Here is a 15,902-nt window from a genome sequence, read left to right as displayed (position 1 = left end):
CTGCTTCCATAATGGACGGTGGACTTTAATGCAGAACCATAGCCGTCATAGGAATTTCTATTGAAAGTAGATTTATAATAGTCATACGTTTTTCCCGCATAATAGTGGGCATCTACAGCAGGTGCATCATTGGTTGCGCTGAAAACGTTGTCAGCATCCGCCCAAAGTGTTCCTGGAAGTCTTGAGGAATTGCTAGTGTTGTATGTGAAAATACCATTGCCTCTAGTATTATCCTGGAGGTAATACGTACCGTTTGATAATGTGGTATTCAGTGAAACTGTGTTCTTAAGAACGCCTGTACCAGTTCCGACAGAGTTTGTCCCGGTGACTTCATCCAGGGTATTATATTTATTTAAAATCTCCCCTGTTTTTGCAGATACGAAATAATAGTAATTTCCTGGTTTTGGATCTAAAAAGTTTAAATTCACTTTATAGGCGAAATCTGCACCATCTTCTGCCGCATATACTACAAGTTCCGGATCTGGAGCTTGCTCATATTTTGGTGTGAAACCAAGATCACTTTCCGCAATTTTGACCGCTTGTGAGGCCTTAATGCCTTTTTTGTCTTTTTTCTCAAGCTTTGTATCAAGATCAGATACAACCGTACCTGACACTACATTCAGTACACCATCATCTTTTAGGACAGCCGCCTGTGTGGAGCCGAAAACAGGTACGCCTTCAAATATCTGCTGAAGCTTCAGCACCGTATTTCCAAGCTCGTCCTTGCTCTTTTTAAGTACTTTGAAAGAATCCTTAGCGTGTTTGCTGCCAAGTTTATAAGATTGTTTATTTTTATCAAGGAAGTTATATAAAATCGTTTCAGGTGCTTCGCTTGAGGGAGCGGTCAGGTTTCCTGACTTGAATTCAGCAGAGTCTTTTTCTTTGTTGAATTTTTCTGTGCTTAAAACATTTTTAGAAGCGGCAAACGCTTCGGAATGCGGAAGAGCTGAAACCATTAATCCAAGAGATAAAACAGTGCCTGCAACGATGTTAATTTTCAAATAATCCAACTCCTTTTCTGTAATATGGTAACTATAATATTAATCTACTGAATTATCAAAATGGTGAAAAAATTAAAAATGTTAATTTAATTAAACATATTGAAAAGTAATGGATATTTTAGTAGATTTCTTGCACATAAATATTCTTCTAGTTATATTTGATAAATAAACAGTAAAAGCTGGCATATTCTCATCAGAGAAACGCCAGCTTAATCATTCTGCTCCTTTAAAGCTCTAACAAGAGCTGAGCAGCTTTTTGATAATAATAATTTCCTTCTGCAAATAATTTCTGTGAAGAATATATGGACGCTTTAACAAAATAGCATTTGGACATCAGTCTGATATCCTTGTGATTACCCATGACCTCTATCGATTTTTCTATATGTCGTTCAGCTTCCTGGAAGTCTCCGTTTTCAATGTCAATCTGTGCAAGGCAGTGCAGCAATTTGGCAGTGAATAATTCATCTTTTGAGAGAGACAGGCCCTTTATTGCTGCTGACTTAGCTTGATCAAGTTGTTTGCACTCAAGGTATGTCTGAGCTAATTCATAATAATTGTTTACCCTGCCAAAAGCTTCAGGACCTTGCCTTTTAGTGAATAATCCTCGAGGTTTTCTATCAAAGAGTTTAATGTCTCTTCTGCTTCAGCCGTTTTATTGCTGTTAATAAGGGCAGTACACATTTTAATAAGCTTCGCAGCTTCATACGGAAGGATTTTTTCCTCCGGATCCTTACTTTCACCTAATATTTCCCCCAAAGAAACGCCAAGCTTGCTTGCGATAAAATCCAGGGTTTTGATAGAAGGGGTTGTCTGGTTTCTTTCAATCAGACTTATCATGCCCCTGCTAAGGTTAGGGCCCGCTAAGTCATCTTGAGTGAGCCCAAGGGATTTTCTCCTTTCTTTAATTCTTTCTCCAAAATCAGCTACCATGAAAATCACCTATTTCTGCAAAATTTCCTATATGTAAATAATATCATCTTTTGCCATATATTAGTTGACTTTTTAGTAAAATGTATAATATATTAACTTTATTAATCTATCTTACATTAAGGAGAGCTTTCTATGAAAAATAAGATCAAAGCCTTAGTTTTATTTTCATTATTGATAGCAGCCGGCACTTCCGCATTTATTCCACATTCAAACGATTTGAGTTCAGCAGGCAAACAAGCCAGCACTTCTGATATCGTTTATCCTCCAATCTAAACAAATTGTTTTTTTCAAGATATTGTTTAGCGAAGCAGAAGCTGCAGGTCTAGGGAATTCAAATTAATAGCGGGGCTGCGCGGAGATCCAGTGTTCATAGCGGTAGCCAGCAAACAAGTAAATATTAAAGTATAAAGGACCGGGTTAACTTAACGTTAGCGCGGTTTTTTTCTGTTGTGATGAAATCGAAGAAATGGTGATGTTTTAATGGAGGATAAGGAAATCCCCTAAATGCCTTCAGGACTTCTTAAAATATTTATATCGTAACTTCAATAAGAATCGTCTTGAGATTCAGTTAAAAACCAGTTTTAAAAATGTAAGGGCCATTAATTCTTCTGAAAACTTTAATATTCAAGACTGTATGCATTTTGCCATAAACCTCGATAGAATATATAGTTAACCTCATCTGCCATATATTATGGACAACTACAAGATAGGTAATTAAAGGGAAACGTTCCTTTCCAATAACTAACAAAAAAAATTTAGACATATTAAAGAGGTTTAAGTCTTTTTGTCAATTTCTTGTGAAGAAGGCAAACGGCATCGTATAATGTAATGGAAGCATCTATCTGCGGCAGCATTAATCTGTCTCAGAAGTTTAGTTGTTCCAATTAATTGACTTTACAGGCGGTTCTGCCGTTTAAACTTCAGGCTGTTCTACAAAAGATCGGGGCAGAAAGACTGCCGGCTAAAGCGCAATAAGAAATGAAACTTGGGGGAGAAGAAGCATGAATCAAATTACAAATGAACAGGAATACCGTGAAAAAATTGCTGCTGATCAATTAACGGTTGGAGTCTTTACCACAACTTGGTGTCCGGATTGCAAACGTATGGATATGTTTATTGATGAAATTATTTCTGAAAATAAAGATAAAACATGGTTTAAGCTGGACCGTGATGAGTTTCCTGAAATCTCCGACGAGCAAAATGTCATGGGCATTCCATCACTGCTGGTATTTAAAAATGGCGAAAAGCTTGCACATCTGCACAGTGCTAATGCAAAAACAGCAGATGCTGTACGTGAATTTTTAGAAACATTATAATTACGCTGAAAAGGAAATCCATCCGCTTTGGTCTAGCGGGAGGGATTTCCTTTTTTAGTTTTTGGCTCTTTTCTTTAAGGTTGGTTCTGGTTTTTGAAAGAATTCTGTGTGGAGCGGAAATTGTGAGACTGCTGCGGGATTTTGCCGGACAGATAGGTCTGCGAAGGCGCAGCAGAGGATGCTCACCGAACGACTCGCAGATATCCTGCAGTGTAGACACATGTTTCCTTTTCAGCAAGTTTATGAAAACTGCCTTTATGAATAGATTTGAAACGGCACATGCCAGGGAAGGTAAGCCAATTAAAACTTTTGAAAAATTGGTGTTTGCCAGTGAAATAGTATGTTATTCTGAATATACAGAAATTATAGTCTTGAAGAGGTGAAGAACATAATAAAGCTGTTTCGTTATGCCCTTTTTTTTCTGGGCTTATCATGTATAGGCCTCGGCAATGCCCTGGCCGTTAAAGTTAAATTTCTTGGCCTTCATCCCTGGGAGGTATTAAATGTCGCACTTTACCAAAAGTTTGGATGGACCATCGGCACATGGAGTGTCATATGCGGATTATTTTTAGTCCTTGTTTCACTCATTGTCGACAGAAAGTATATCAGCATTGGTACCTTTTTGAATGCCCTTTTAATTGGTCCAATCATGGATTTCTTTTTGCGAAGCGGTATATTGCCGCATGCATCTGCTCATTTACTGATTAACCTTCTTATACTGCTGGCGGGAATTATCATTGCCGGAATTGGAGGGGGCATGTATGTCGCTGCTGGAATTGGAGCAGGACCTAGGGACGGTTTCATGCTATCTATTTCAGATAAAACAGGCTTATCAGTAAGCCGTGCCAGGATAGCGGTAGAATGTATGGTGCTTATACTGGGTTTTTTCTTAAGCGGACCCGTTTTTGTAGCGACATTTCTTTATACGTTCATTCAAAGCCCTATATTTCAATCTTCGTTAAAAGTGTTCCGCATGCTGCTGCTCAATTTAGAAAAAAAGGAAAAGCTTCCTTCTGCAGAAATTACCCAAAAGGGTTAGGGAAAGGCACACATATCGTGTGCCTTTAAACTTTTTAACCTCTTCCAGCTTGAAAGGATGGATATTTCGTCATTCCTCCATCCACAAACAGGGTAATGCCTGTTACATAGCTTGCTTCAGAGGAGGCAAGCCAGGCGGCGGCGGCAGCTACTTCCTCCGGTTTGCCGATGTATCCCATAGGAATCATGCTTTCAACATCCTTTTTCTGCTTAGGATCAGCAAATTTTTCTGCATTGATAGGAGTGTTGATTGCACCAGGACCTATATTATTGACCCTGATACCCTTTGGCGCGTATTCTAATGCAAGTGTTTCTGTCATGAGCTTAATACCGCCTTTGCTTGCTGCATAGTGCACAAACAGAGGCCATGGAATCATTTCGTGAACGCTCGACATATTAATGATGCTTCCCTTTATATTATGATTAACAAAATGTTTTAAAGCTTCACGGCTGCCTATGAAGGCACCGGTTAAATTTGTATTCAGCACTGCATTCCAGTCATCAAGCGAAAGTTCGTGTGAAGGAACTGCATTTTCGATACCCGCATTATTGACCATGACATCAAGGGTGCCAAAAGTACTGATAGCCGTTTGCACCAGATTGATGACATCCTTTTCGTTGGTGACATCACCCTTTACAATCACTGCTTCTCCGCCAGCCTGCTCGATTTCCTTTTTTACCGTCAAAGCTTCTTCTTCATCTTTATAATAATTGATAACCACCTTGGCTTTTTCCTGGCCAAACCGGACTCCCATCGCTTTTCCAAGCCCTGTTGAGCCCCCTGTGATGACAACTACTTTTCCATTCAAATCAGGATACATTATATATTCCTCCTATTAAGTTTATTATGTTCTGGATTTTGCCAGCCCAAGGAATACAGCACCTCCAATAATGAGGATGATACCTGCTGCAATACCGATAAGCTGCTTTTTTGTTTTCTTTTCTTTTAAAAAAATGATTCCGCCGAGCGTTGAAATAATTATGCCCATTTGTGAAAGGGAGAAGCTGGTGCCGACGCCTACTTTAGGCTGTGAGATGAACAAAAATAAATTTCCGGCTGCCCATATTAAGCCAGCAATGATATTCTTCACCGTATACATATTGAAGGGTTTATGCCGGTATGTAAGGAGGAGGCCGCCAACAACCATTCCAATTGCCTGAGGTAATATAGCCGACCAGCTGTCAATGTGGAAGAACCTGATGATTACTACATAAACCAGATATCCGATTGTAGAAATAATCAAGGTGAAAATACCTCTTTTGAGCTGCCCTTTTTCTTCCGTTTGATCAGGGCCTTTAAGGGTGGTAAGGATAATGCCGATTACAATCAGCACAAGTGCAATGACGCCCAATATAATGGAGGTTTTAGTCGACCATTCTTTAAAGGCGATTACTCCAAATAGTGAAGCAGATACAAGCTGCATCCCTGTTGAAATAGGCATAGTTTTTGAAACGCCCATATACTCTACAGCTTTTAATTGATTTCTCTGTCCAAGTGTCCAAAACAATCCTGAAATGAAACCAATGAGCAGGATGAAGGAGGTTAAGTGAGGATGCACAAATACATAAATAACAATTGAAAAAAACAGTGCACCGATCGTCGTGCCAAGTGTTTGGCTATAAGGGCCTCCTCCGAGCCGGACGTTTACTAATACAATGCTTCCCCAAAATAATGCAGGGAAAAGAGCTAGCAGGATATCCATTATCAAACCTTCTTTCTGTAGGAAGCAGCACATTGTCAGGCAGTCGATTATGCCTGGTCTTATTGTTTCTTTTTAGGGAAAAGTTATGTATGACTTACATACCTTACACCTCCTAAATCCCGGCTAATTTTTTCGCTGACTGCATCAATCTATATACATAGAAGGATAAAAAGAAAACAAATAAGGTTTCAAACAGACTCCATATAAAATTTTCGGACATTTTTAGGCCCGTGGATTGCAAATACAGATTAACCAGATTAAGAAAGAAAACGTGGATAACATAAATACCTAAAGAATCAGCGCCGATTTTCGTGACAAATAAATTTTTTCCATGCTGATTGTATTGCAGGACGAAAATAAATAAACTGGCCGTCAAAAAAATTGTAGAAATGAAGTATTCTCCGTGGCTGCCTGAGAGCTTTCTATCCAGAAGATAGGCTTCAATTACCTGCAATACTGCAAAACAGCTAAATAAGAGCACATATATTTTAATGGTCATTCTTTTTTTATTGATCTTGTCTTTATGTGAGGCAATGAAAAACCCTAAAGTACTGTAAAATAACCCGAAAAACAAGGCATCTCTAGTAGGGATCGGCATCTTATAAAACATCGTATACGACTGGCCTAATAAGCCGGCTAGGTTTAAGATCAAACTTGCCAATATCAAGAGGTGTATTTTTTTTAACCGGAAAAAAATATAGAGAATGAAAATGCTCCACACTAGGGCGGGCAGAAACCATAGTTGATATCCGCTTGTTCCTTTTCCGTAATATAAAAGGTCCAGCAGCGCAAAATCGTCCAAATAGTGCAAGATGTCATCGGTTGCTTCAGCGCCATGATGGGTCATAAAAAGGACACTAATATCATATATGCAATAAAAAAGAAACCATAAGGCATAAATGGAAAGCAGTTTCATCAAATATTTAATAAAATAGGTTTCAGTGCTCTTTGACCGGGTTATTTTTCTTCCAAATAAATAGCCTGATGACATGAAGAAAAAGGGGACGGCAAATCTTGAAAGGGCATCAAGCATATAAAAACCTGCCAAGTGATCTAAAGGAAAGGTGTGTATGACGACAACTGCAAAAATTGAGTAGAACTTTATATAGTCGATAGCATAAATTCTTGTATTGATGCTGCTTTCCATAATAACCCTTCTTTCTTTTCTATCTATTCTTTACCGTTTATCATCCATTCATTTTTATACAACAAAAAATATGTTAACATGTTCACAAATGTAAACGCTTACTGTATAATAAGCACATATCATAAACGGTCCTGGAATAGAATCACAGAAAGGGGATGTTAGTTTGATTTTAAAAGAACTTAGCAGAAACAGTCTGCTCACAATCAATTTTTATCAAAACGGGCTGATGAGGACCTGCAGAGGTAGGGTAAGAACATTAAATACAATTGAACAGACACTTTCGCTTGAGGATGAAAACCAAAACATCTTTTTTATCCGGCTTTCTGGCATAAGGGAAATTTATTAACGTCATCAAGGTTTCTTCTATTCCTGCAAACCTTGCTGGCGTTATTTTTTTCTTATAGAAAGCAACAGGACATTAACAAAATTTTTTCTGCAGGAAATAAAAAAATTATAAAACATGTAAACTAGATGAACAATTTTTTTGAAATAGTGTTATAATACTTTAGTAAGCAAATTATATATTTTTATATTTACTATTTTTACAAGTGAAAAATGGGCGAATAGGTTTTTTTGTCCAATTACTATTTGTAAGCCGGGCAGTTTGTGTTCTCTTTTTTTGTAATAGTATGTGTAAAGATTCACAAACTTATTGGCTGAAATTGGTCAAGAAGGAAATCTTGCGGGGACGGGAATGTGTTTTCCCGAAAAAATCAGCAGAATTGCTTATTGTAAAGGAGAATTGGAAATGTCAGAAACTACCACTCAAAATATGTCTGAACAAGCGAAAGTTTTAACAGCCAGCCAAGAAAAGCTTGATGTACTGGATCAGCTTTTAAAACCAGAGGTTCAGGAATCATTGACAGCATTAGTCGATCAGCTTCCAAAATTAACTGAACTAGTCGGTATTCTTACAAAGTCTTATGACTTTGCTCAAAGTGTAGCAACTGATGATGTTCTTAAAAGTGATACAGTAGGCGCCATTACAGAAATGGCTGAACCAGTGATCCACACTGCAAAGAATCTTGCGGCTACAGCTATTGAAGCTAAAGACCGTGCAGATGCAAGCAATGAAGTAATCGGTGTGTTTGGATTGCTTAAATTGCTTAAGGATCCTCAGGCACAAAAGATGTTCCGTTTTGTAAATGCATTTCTTCAGGTTTCATCTGAGCGCGATAACTTAAAATAATTTATTGTTACAATAATCAGTAAGGACGGGGGATATATTATGTCAAAGAAAATTGTCATCTTAGGTGCAGGTTACGGCGGACTGCTATCTGCTTTAACACTGCGCAAATATATGGATAAATCTCAAGCACAGGTTACAGTGGTCAACCAATACCCTACACACCAAATTATCACTGAGCTGCACCGCCTTGCAGCCGGAAGCATTTCTGAGCAGGCTGTTGCTATGCCTCTTGAGAAATTGTTCAAAGGAAAAGACATTGATCTTAAAATTGCAAAGGTTGACTCTTTCTCTGTTGATCAGAAGGAAGTTAAACTTAGCGATGGATCTGTACTTTCTTATGATGCACTTGTAGTGGGTCTTGGAAGCATTACTGCTTACTTCGGCATTCCTGGACTTGAAGAAAACAGCATGGTTCTTAAATCTGCTGCAGATGCAGTAAAAATCCAGCGTCATGTGGAAGAGCGCATCCGTGAATATGCAAAAACGAAGAATGAAGCAGATGCTACCATTCTTATCGGCGGCGGCGGATTGACTGGTGTTGAATTAGTCGGCGAAATCGCTGATAAAATGCCTAAAATCGCTAAAAGCTATGGAGTGAATCCAAAGGAAATCAAATTGATGCTCGTTGAAGCAGGCCCTAAAATTCTTCCTGTTCTTCCTGATCACTTGATTGAACGTGCAACTGCAAGCCTTGAAGCACGCGGCGTTACTTTCTTGACAGGCCTTCCTGTTACAAACGTAGAAGGAAATACTGTTGACTTGAAAGATGGCCAAAAAATTGTAACAAACACATTTGTATGGACTGGCGGAGTACAAGGAAATCCTCTTGTGGGCCAATCCGGACTTGAAGTGAACCGCGGACGTGCGACAGTCAATGATTTCCTTCAATCTACATCACATAATGATGTATTCATTGCTGGAGACAGTGCAGTATACTTTGCTGCTGATGGCCGTCCGTTCCCGCCGACTGCACAAATCGCATGGCAAATGGGCGAACTGATCGGTTATAACCTGTTCGCATTCCTTGAAGGAAAAGAATTTGAGCAATTCAGCCCAATTAATTCCGGAACACTTGCAAGCCTTGGACGCAAAGATGCTGTGGCCACGATCGGTGCAAATTCTACAGCTCTTAAAGGCCTTCCTGCTACACTAATGAAGGAAGCAAGCAATGTGCGTTATTTAACTCACATTAAAGGATTATTCAGCTTAGCTTATTAATAAAACCTGTTAATTAAAGCCCTGGTACACACGGTTATATACCGTATGTGTCAGGGCTTTTTTGTGTATATTTAAAGGATAACTAATAAGGAAAGAAAAAAGGTGTACCATATAATAGAACTCCAAGGTTCAAAAAAATTATAGCTTAGTAGTTTCCGTAAAAGCCTTCATTGCGACTACGGCCGCAGCCGCATCTGTTTACGTTTGACGATACCTGCAGTGGTGATTTAGTATTCTTAACAGGGTCAGTAAAGCTAACTACGGTTCTAGCTATTGCTGCAGGAGCTGCCTTAAATATCCGTAAATCTCACAGGTTTCAAAATCCGCTGACAGGAGCAATAATTTTTTCTGAACTGCTTCCAACTGTTGCATTAGGTGTAGCGACTACTTCAATAATTCCATTAAATTTTGTAGATGTTTTGAATAACATAGATGAAGAGGTAATATATACTCTTACCATAAGTGCTACTGCCGCAATTGCAACCACTCTTACTATTTCTACAACTTTTACAGGTAAGAATATAGATAATTCAATAATCAATATCTTGATCTGGATGTATTTTTACTCCGGATCTTTTCGTGTTTGTTTATGAGCTATGTTATAGGCGAAAACCTTGTGATGTTTTGGAAAAGAAGTTAATAGTATAGAATAATTTTTTTCTTATATGGTGATTTAAATAAAAATATTAGGAAATTAAATATAGAAAGTTATAGGGTGCTGAACATGCTTCCCAGAAGGTTTTATGGCCGACCCTAGTTATAACCAACTTTTTGTTCAGTGGTTTTTAAAAACATGGAGATAAATGAATTAGAGCAGAGAGGGAATAAGAATTTTACTTAAGAAGATGTTTTATGAGTCTCTTTTTTAAGTAGTTTAACCCGAAACTTGAGAATACCGGCCTATCAGGATTTCATCAAGAAGCAGCGAGGATAGCATACCAGTGGTAAACCCTAATGAAGTTGGTATAAAATAAGTTGGAAACGCACCTATGCACAATAAAGAAATAATTACTTGGAGTATGAGGCAATTGATCGATGCTTATTGAAAAATATTCTCGTTTTTGCCATGTTTTCCAATAGCCGTAATAGCCTGTTTAAATGCCATCTGTCCTAACTGCAGTATAAAAATAAAAAATATTGAAAGAGGGGATATCCAGAATTATTTATGAAGAATTAATATGGTATGGCATTTACAATATTCTTCTTCATCTGCTTTAAAAGGACCTGATTTTTAAAATCAGGTCCTTTTTTTGATGTGTATTATGATTTTGCCTGCATTTTTGCTTTGAAATGGTACGGAACCATATCGTCTTTGATGCTTTCGAATTTATAGCCATTTTGTTGCAGATAGCTAAGAAGTTTTGGGAGGTATTGATATGTGCTTGGTTTTTCGTGCATTAAAATGACATTTGGAATCGTTTTAAAATTGTGCTGTTTTAATTGTCTTTCGACATTGCTGACATATTGCCCATTTTTGCACTGCCAGTCCTCACTGTCAATCGACCAGTCCCAAAGCTTAAATCCATTTTGCTGAACCGCCTTCATATATGCGGGCTTCATGTAAGGGGAGGATCCATACGGAGTACGTATCAAATGGGTAGTAACACCTGTTACTGCTCTCAGCGTCTTTTGATCCTGTTTCATCTCTGCAATTACCGTCTCTTTCGATCTGTAGATAAGATGGGCATTGTGGGAAACCCCATGAAGACCTAAAGTATGCCCTCTTTTTTGCATTTCCCTTACAATATTTTGATGTTTTTTTATGTTTGGCTCCAATAAAAAGAAGGTAGCTTTTGCGTGATAATGATCCAATATTTTTAACAGCTTCATAGAATGCTGATCCGGCCCGTCATCGAATGTTAAATAAACAGTCTTTGAACCGCCATAATCCTCTATTGAGGGCTTAAGCCTAACCTGCTGGGAAGCGGGACTGATTTTCGGATATAAGGCAGCCGGAAGTTTTTCTTTTTTTACAATGTGATCGTTTATAAAATCCCGTTTTGCTGCATCGGTTTTTTTGTTTTCGCTGGCAATGGCTTCATTATCATATGTCTCATAATTTGCTGCTCCAAATATACCTATTACGCCAGCTGCAAGGATACTGGCTTTGACCCATTTTCTTGGTTTTATTTTCATTTTCATAGTACTATCACCCTTTGTGTAGAAACATGTCTATCTCTATCATATATTGTCAGTGATAGGAAATCACTAAAAAAATACTATAATTTTCAATATAATCATATATGAGGGCTGAAAGAAAGATATTGTAAAACAAAAAAGTAATGGAGATATTTACCAGGAAAAATCAATTAACTGATTAAGTTAAGGGTAAATACAGATTTCCGGAATTATTAGCCATTCAAGGAAATACAACTTTTTTATCTTACATAACACTGGTCTTTTTGCATGAATCTCCATCCTTATATACTTCCTTATTGTGGATTTTTCCATTGTAATTGTCCCGGTAAGATAAATGGCATTCATCATGCTAAAGTTCTGTTTTTCAAAACCTGGGTTTTCTTCCTTTATTTTAGGGAAAAGACTCCGGTATTGTATGATTAGAAGGGGGGCAGAAGGAGAGAGGAAAGACAGTAGTGAAAAGGAGAGAGGATATATGAAACTAGTGAAATTACTGATTACTGCATTTACATTCGTTTTATGCATAAGCTATACTCTAAATTCCGCAGATGCATCTCAGCTTGTCAAAGGATCAAGAGGGCATCATGTATTGCAGCTGCAAAAAGAACTGAAGTACCTTGGCTATTTTCACTCAGCACCAACTGGATATTATGGAACGATCACAGCAAGTGCTGTCAAAAGCTTTCAGCAGGACTTCCGTATCGAAGCGGTCGGATTTGTAGGACCAAGGACTGCGCGGAAGCTAGCGGACATTAATATGGCGGCACATACGGTTTACGGGGAAGCACGGGGGGAAAGCTATAAGGGCCAAGTTGCCGTAGCGGCAGTCATATTGAATCGTGTCCATTCAAGAAAATTTCCAAATACATTACATGGGGTCATACATCAAAAAAATGCATTCTCCGCTGTGCAAGACGGCCAATATACTTTGCAGCCTGACTCAACAGCCTACCGTGCTGTAAAAGCTGCCTACAGGGGATGGGATCCGACATATGGTTCTCTGTATTATTACAATCCCCGCATCACTACAAGTAAGTGGATTTATACACGGCCGATTACATATAAACTGGGTCATCATCAATTTGCCCGGTAATTAAGCTTCTGCAGTTCAAGAAGTATTTCAAAGAACAACTAATTTTAAAAGTTAATCAGGAAAAAAACTGCGGCATGCACCAATTTAAAGGTAAATGAGTGAAATCGGTTGCAATTTTGCTGTACTATCATATAGAATAAACCTACGATAAATAGGCAGAGGGGTAATGATGATGGAAGCGGCAAAAATCGGTGACGAAATTTTATTCAATAAAAAAGTAAAAGGAATAGTTGAGAAAGTAAACGAAAACTCAGTAATTGTTAACATTACAGAAAATAAAACGGATGCCGAATATATCGGGAACAAGACAGTGGTATCTCATAAAAATTATAAAATCATTTCCAAATCATAAATTTAGCATGCTAATCAATAGGGCGCCCCGGCAGTAATTCATGCCAGGGCGCTTTTTGTGTGAATGGATATGAAAATAAAGTCATGTTTAATAAAGGCTTTTTTCTTAAAGAATGCTGTTTTTATGAGTTCAGAGAGCTAATCTGAGGTTGATTGGAGTGCAAGGTGCGAGACTCCAGCGGGATTAGCGGGAAGGTGAAACCCCGCAACCATTGCTTGTGAGGCTCAACGCTTGCGTGGAAAGCGAGCATCCTGGAGCGGAAATCAACCCCTTGTTCCATAGCAGCAAAGTTTAAAAAAACAGCCTTAATATAAGAACAATTCCCCCCAATGACTTTCACATGACGGCTGTATGTTTTTTTAAATTTAAAAAAACCGGAGTAAAATGTACAAGCAGCTTGTTAAAGGAGTCATATTATATGAAGGACTTCTCCTAAAATTGGGATTGGAAGGGAGGGATGGGTATCATTCCTTTTTATGATAACGATGCAGGAAAACGGGAAGAAAGCAGTGATTTTTTAACAGCCGAGGAAATAGGATCTATTAAAAAGTGGATAGTCATACTGCAGAAATATCAATTTTTCCCTATCAGTAAAATTGTAGAAGCTGCACGCTTGACAATGGAACTTAAGTATCCTTTTTTAGGACATGGTTTCAATAGGATGGTATTTGACCTGGAAAACGGATATGTGCTCAAAATTGCTTTCTCCGATTTAGGCCTGAGAAGTATACAGCAGGAATATGAACTTTACCGAGGGTGCCCGAAAGATGTCAAACATTTGCTTTGTGAAGTGAAAGAGCAGGGTTATGGATGGATTATTATGAAAAAAATGATGATAAAACCTTCAGCGGATATCAAAACAACCTATAAAATTCTTGACCTGTACATGGTATTCTTAAAGCATGGCATCATTCCAGGAGATTTGCGTTTAGGAAATGTCGCTATTTCTGAGTCTTCAGAGGAGGATTTGGTTGTACTGGATTATGGGTTATTTTTTATGCCCTTTAAAAAACCATTTTTCCTGTAGCACCAGCCAGCAGCATTATAGCTATACAGAAATAAGGCCGGAATATACCGGCCTTATTGTTATTTGCTGACAGCATTCAAGCTATATTCTTCAAGTGTAATATGATGTCCGCTTATATATCTGGCAGCACTCTTTCCTGTATATCTTAAATGCCACGGCTCATATTTATAGCCTGTAATCGCTTCTTTTCCTTTTGGGTAGCGGATGATAAAACCATAATATTCCGCGTGAATCCCAAGCCATTTTGCTTCTTTCGTATACCCGAAGCAATCCTGGGCGGCGCATTTGCCATTTCCGCCTGTTACATCAATGGCAAGCCCGGTTTCATGTTCGCTTGTTCCAGGAAGGGCACTATAAGTACTGGCTTTTTCATAGCCATCTTTTTGAACATAATAGTTAAACAATCCAACCTGTGTGGAGTGAGATCTGTAAGCAGAGACACCTAAAAGGTTAACATTCTGCTTTTTTGCACCGGCAAATAGCTTGCTTAGAGCTAATGATGCTTCTTTTCTCATTTTTCGTTTTTCGGTCTTTTCCTTAAAAGTAAAAGGAACTGATGTGTATACTAAATCCTTTGGTGTATAGGTGTCTGGCAGCTTGTTATTTTTGTTTACTAAAACAGAAATGCTATCCGGTTTAGCGGTTACATGTATGCTATTGCCCTTGCCGGAAAAAGAGGATTTAATATACTTCCCGGAAGCATACCCGGTTTGGCCGCTGTAAATCAGTTTATACCAGCCATTACTTTTAGTTCCTTTAATGTTTAATAAGGTTCCCTTTTTTACAGTTCCAAGTTTCTTATAAGAAGTGGAAGGGCCTGTACGGATGTTCAAATTTGCAGCTGCCGTATAATGCAGCTCTTCGGCTTTTGCTGCATTGCCCGGAAAAACGTGCTTTCCCCCTAAACCGAACAGCATTGTAAATGCAAGTATGAGTGCAGTTCCAACAGGCAAAAACTTTTTCCAAAGCACTTTGTTTATATTCATATTTTCAATCCTTCCCCAATGACAGTCTATTTCTACTATCATCTTACCCTACCAAAAGCTTGTTTGCATCCTATTAAACTTTAATACATAAATTAATGAAGAACTCTTTTAAAATTCACACACTGTACGGTCAGGGTATTTTTAATAGAGAAGCCTATCAGAGATGTTAAACATCAGACAGGAAGTAATTCTGACTATCATATAGGGTCAAGGTACTGTCATGCCATATGAATGGATTATTAAATGGAAAATTGTCAAAAAAATAGCCCCTTTACCACAAAAATGGCAAGGGGCTATTCGATGAGGAAGTATTTACACCTAAGAGGACACTATTTATTGTACCCTTTAATGAATTATCTCAACTCTCATTAATCCTTCACTTCAAATACGGCTTTATTAAAGAGTTCTAATAATTTTGGATGGCACATTGAAATAGATTTTGAATACCTTAACCATATAATATTTTTTCTGCCAATCAAGCGTATAGTGCCATACTAAACAATGTCTTCTATTAGTGATCCTTATTATGGTTCTTGGGCAGATTAACATACATTCCGTGCACCTTCACGCCAACTCCCTGGTCATACACCATCTTTCCCAGGAACCGTCTTCAGTAAAATGAACTTGTTTGCAGAAACGGGATACAAAAAAGCCATATCCCTTTAAAATGAACTGTAACCAATAAAATAGACAGTTTATAAAAAGGACCTTTTAAGCAGCAAGTAGATGACCTCGGTATTGTTCTGGGGTCATCTTTTTTAAT

The 15,902-nt window shown here is 38.1% G+C and carries 18 protein-coding genes; 9 read left to right on the top strand and 9 right to left on the bottom strand.

The features are described from left to right. The 3 genes from BM126_RS21575 to BM126_RS21565 all read right to left on the bottom strand — a co-directional run. On the bottom strand, positions 1 to 1,001 hold a 1,001-nt coding region (locus BM126_RS21575; protein WP_177201538.1), incomplete at its 3' end, for a PepSY domain-containing protein. A 226-nt stretch (positions 1,002 to 1,227) separates the two neighbouring features. Continuing rightward, on the bottom strand, positions 1,228 to 1,632 hold the full coding sequence (locus BM126_RS23470) for a tetratricopeptide repeat protein (RefSeq protein WP_090991376.1): 405 nt from the start codon (positions 1,630 to 1,632) through the stop codon (positions 1,228 to 1,230). Next, on the bottom strand, positions 1,560 to 1,931 hold the full coding sequence (locus BM126_RS21565) for a helix-turn-helix domain-containing protein (protein WP_090991374.1): 372 nt from the start codon (positions 1,929 to 1,931) through the stop codon (positions 1,560 to 1,562). Before BM126_RS21565 ends, BM126_RS23470 begins: the two co-directional genes overlap by 73 nt. Before the next feature lie 132 nt (positions 1,932 to 2,063). Here BM126_RS21565 and BM126_RS22620 point away from each other — a divergent pair, with 132 nt between their 5' ends. The 3 genes from BM126_RS22620 (at position 2,064) to BM126_RS21550 (ending at position 4,286) form a co-directional block, all read left to right on the top strand. Next, positions 2,064 to 2,204: a hypothetical protein gene (locus BM126_RS22620; protein WP_177201537.1), complete on the top strand. Its 141-nt coding sequence runs from the start codon at positions 2,064 to 2,066 to the stop codon at positions 2,202 to 2,204. Between the two features lie 728 nt (positions 2,205 to 2,932). Then, positions 2,933 to 3,247 carry a thioredoxin family protein gene (locus BM126_RS21560; protein WP_071351517.1) on the top strand — a complete coding sequence of 105 codons (315 nt, stop codon included), beginning with the start codon at positions 2,933 to 2,935 and terminating at the stop codon, positions 3,245 to 3,247. Between the two features lie 379 nt (positions 3,248 to 3,626). Further along, complete coding sequence (locus tag BM126_RS21550) at positions 3,627 to 4,286, top strand: YczE/YyaS/YitT family protein (protein WP_371261486.1); 660 nt, start codon at positions 3,627 to 3,629, stop codon at positions 4,284 to 4,286. 34 nt (positions 4,287 to 4,320) lie between these two features. On the opposite strand, the gene BM126_RS21545 is transcribed toward BM126_RS21550, so the two are convergent. The 3 genes from BM126_RS21545 to BM126_RS21535 all read right to left on the bottom strand — a co-directional run bounded on the left by BM126_RS21545 (position 4,321) and on the right by BM126_RS21535 (position 7,135). Then, on the bottom strand, positions 4,321 to 5,106 hold the full coding sequence (locus BM126_RS21545) for a glucose-1-dehydrogenase (RefSeq protein ID WP_090991372.1): 786 nt from the start codon (positions 5,104 to 5,106) through the stop codon (positions 4,321 to 4,323). A 24-nt stretch (positions 5,107 to 5,130) separates the two neighbouring features. Then, positions 5,131 to 5,988, bottom strand: coding sequence for a GRP family sugar transporter (locus tag BM126_RS21540; protein ID WP_090991371.1), 858 nt, complete (start codon positions 5,986 to 5,988; stop codon positions 5,131 to 5,133). A gap of 112 nt (positions 5,989 to 6,100) precedes the next feature. Continuing rightward, positions 6,101 to 7,135, bottom strand: coding sequence for an acyltransferase (locus BM126_RS21535; RefSeq protein ID WP_090991370.1), 1,035 nt, complete (start codon positions 7,133 to 7,135; stop codon positions 6,101 to 6,103). A 163-nt stretch (positions 7,136 to 7,298) separates the two neighbouring features. Between BM126_RS21535 and BM126_RS21530 the strand changes: the two genes are divergently transcribed. The 3 genes from BM126_RS21530 (at position 7,299) to BM126_RS21520 (ending at position 9,542) form a co-directional block, all read left to right on the top strand. After that, a complete protein-coding gene (locus BM126_RS21530; protein WP_090991369.1) occupies positions 7,299 to 7,481 on the top strand; it encodes a YolD-like family protein in 183 nt (60 codons plus the stop codon). Positions 7,482 to 7,883: 402 nt separating this feature from the next. Then, positions 7,884 to 8,324: a helical membrane plugin domain-containing protein gene (locus tag BM126_RS21525; protein WP_071353162.1), complete on the top strand. Its 441-nt coding sequence runs from the start codon at positions 7,884 to 7,886 to the stop codon at positions 8,322 to 8,324. 39 nt (positions 8,325 to 8,363) lie between these two features. Next, on the top strand, positions 8,364 to 9,542 hold the full coding sequence (locus BM126_RS21520; protein WP_090991368.1) for an NAD(P)/FAD-dependent oxidoreductase: 1,179 nt from the start codon (positions 8,364 to 8,366) through the stop codon (positions 9,540 to 9,542). A 316-nt stretch (positions 9,543 to 9,858) separates the two neighbouring features. On the opposite strand, the gene BM126_RS21515 is transcribed toward BM126_RS21520, so the two are convergent. Both BM126_RS21515 and BM126_RS21510 read right to left on the bottom strand, forming a co-directional pair. Then, a complete protein-coding gene (locus tag BM126_RS21515; RefSeq protein ID WP_090991367.1) occupies positions 9,859 to 10,083 on the bottom strand; it encodes a hypothetical protein in 225 nt (74 codons plus the stop codon). Positions 10,084 to 10,802: 719 nt separating this feature from the next. Then, positions 10,803 to 11,684 carry a polysaccharide deacetylase family protein gene (locus tag BM126_RS21510; protein WP_090991366.1) on the bottom strand — a complete coding sequence of 294 codons (882 nt, stop codon included), beginning with the start codon at positions 11,682 to 11,684 and terminating at the stop codon, positions 10,803 to 10,805. A 472-nt stretch (positions 11,685 to 12,156) separates the two neighbouring features. Here BM126_RS21510 and BM126_RS21505 point away from each other — a divergent pair, with 472 nt between their 5' ends. The 3 genes from BM126_RS21505 (at position 12,157) to BM126_RS21495 (ending at position 14,153) form a co-directional block, all read left to right on the top strand. Beyond that, entirely contained in the window at positions 12,157 to 12,774 is a 618-nt protein-coding gene (locus BM126_RS21505; protein ID WP_090991365.1) for a cell wall hydrolase, read from the top strand. Positions 12,775 to 12,946: 172 nt separating this feature from the next. Next, complete coding sequence (locus BM126_RS21500; protein WP_177201536.1) at positions 12,947 to 13,126, top strand: DUF2187 family protein; 180 nt, start codon at positions 12,947 to 12,949, stop codon at positions 13,124 to 13,126. Positions 13,127 to 13,583: 457 nt separating this feature from the next. Next, positions 13,584 to 14,153, top strand: a complete 570-nt coding sequence (locus tag BM126_RS21495; protein ID WP_090991363.1) for a hypothetical protein — start codon at positions 13,584 to 13,586, stop codon at positions 14,151 to 14,153. 59 nt (positions 14,154 to 14,212) lie between these two features. Here BM126_RS21495 and BM126_RS21490 read toward each other — a convergent pair whose 3' ends face one another. Next, a complete protein-coding gene (locus BM126_RS21490; RefSeq protein ID WP_256213217.1) occupies positions 14,213 to 15,139 on the bottom strand; it encodes a D-alanyl-D-alanine carboxypeptidase family protein in 927 nt (308 codons plus the stop codon). Between the last annotated feature and the right edge of the window lie 763 nt (positions 15,140 to 15,902).

The organism is Bacillus sp. OV322 (assembly GCF_900112495.1).
In the GTDB taxonomy this organism is placed as follows: domain Bacteria; phylum Bacillota; class Bacilli; order Bacillales; family DSM-1321; genus Peribacillus.
This window is presented reverse-complemented; position numbering and strand designations above follow the sequence as displayed.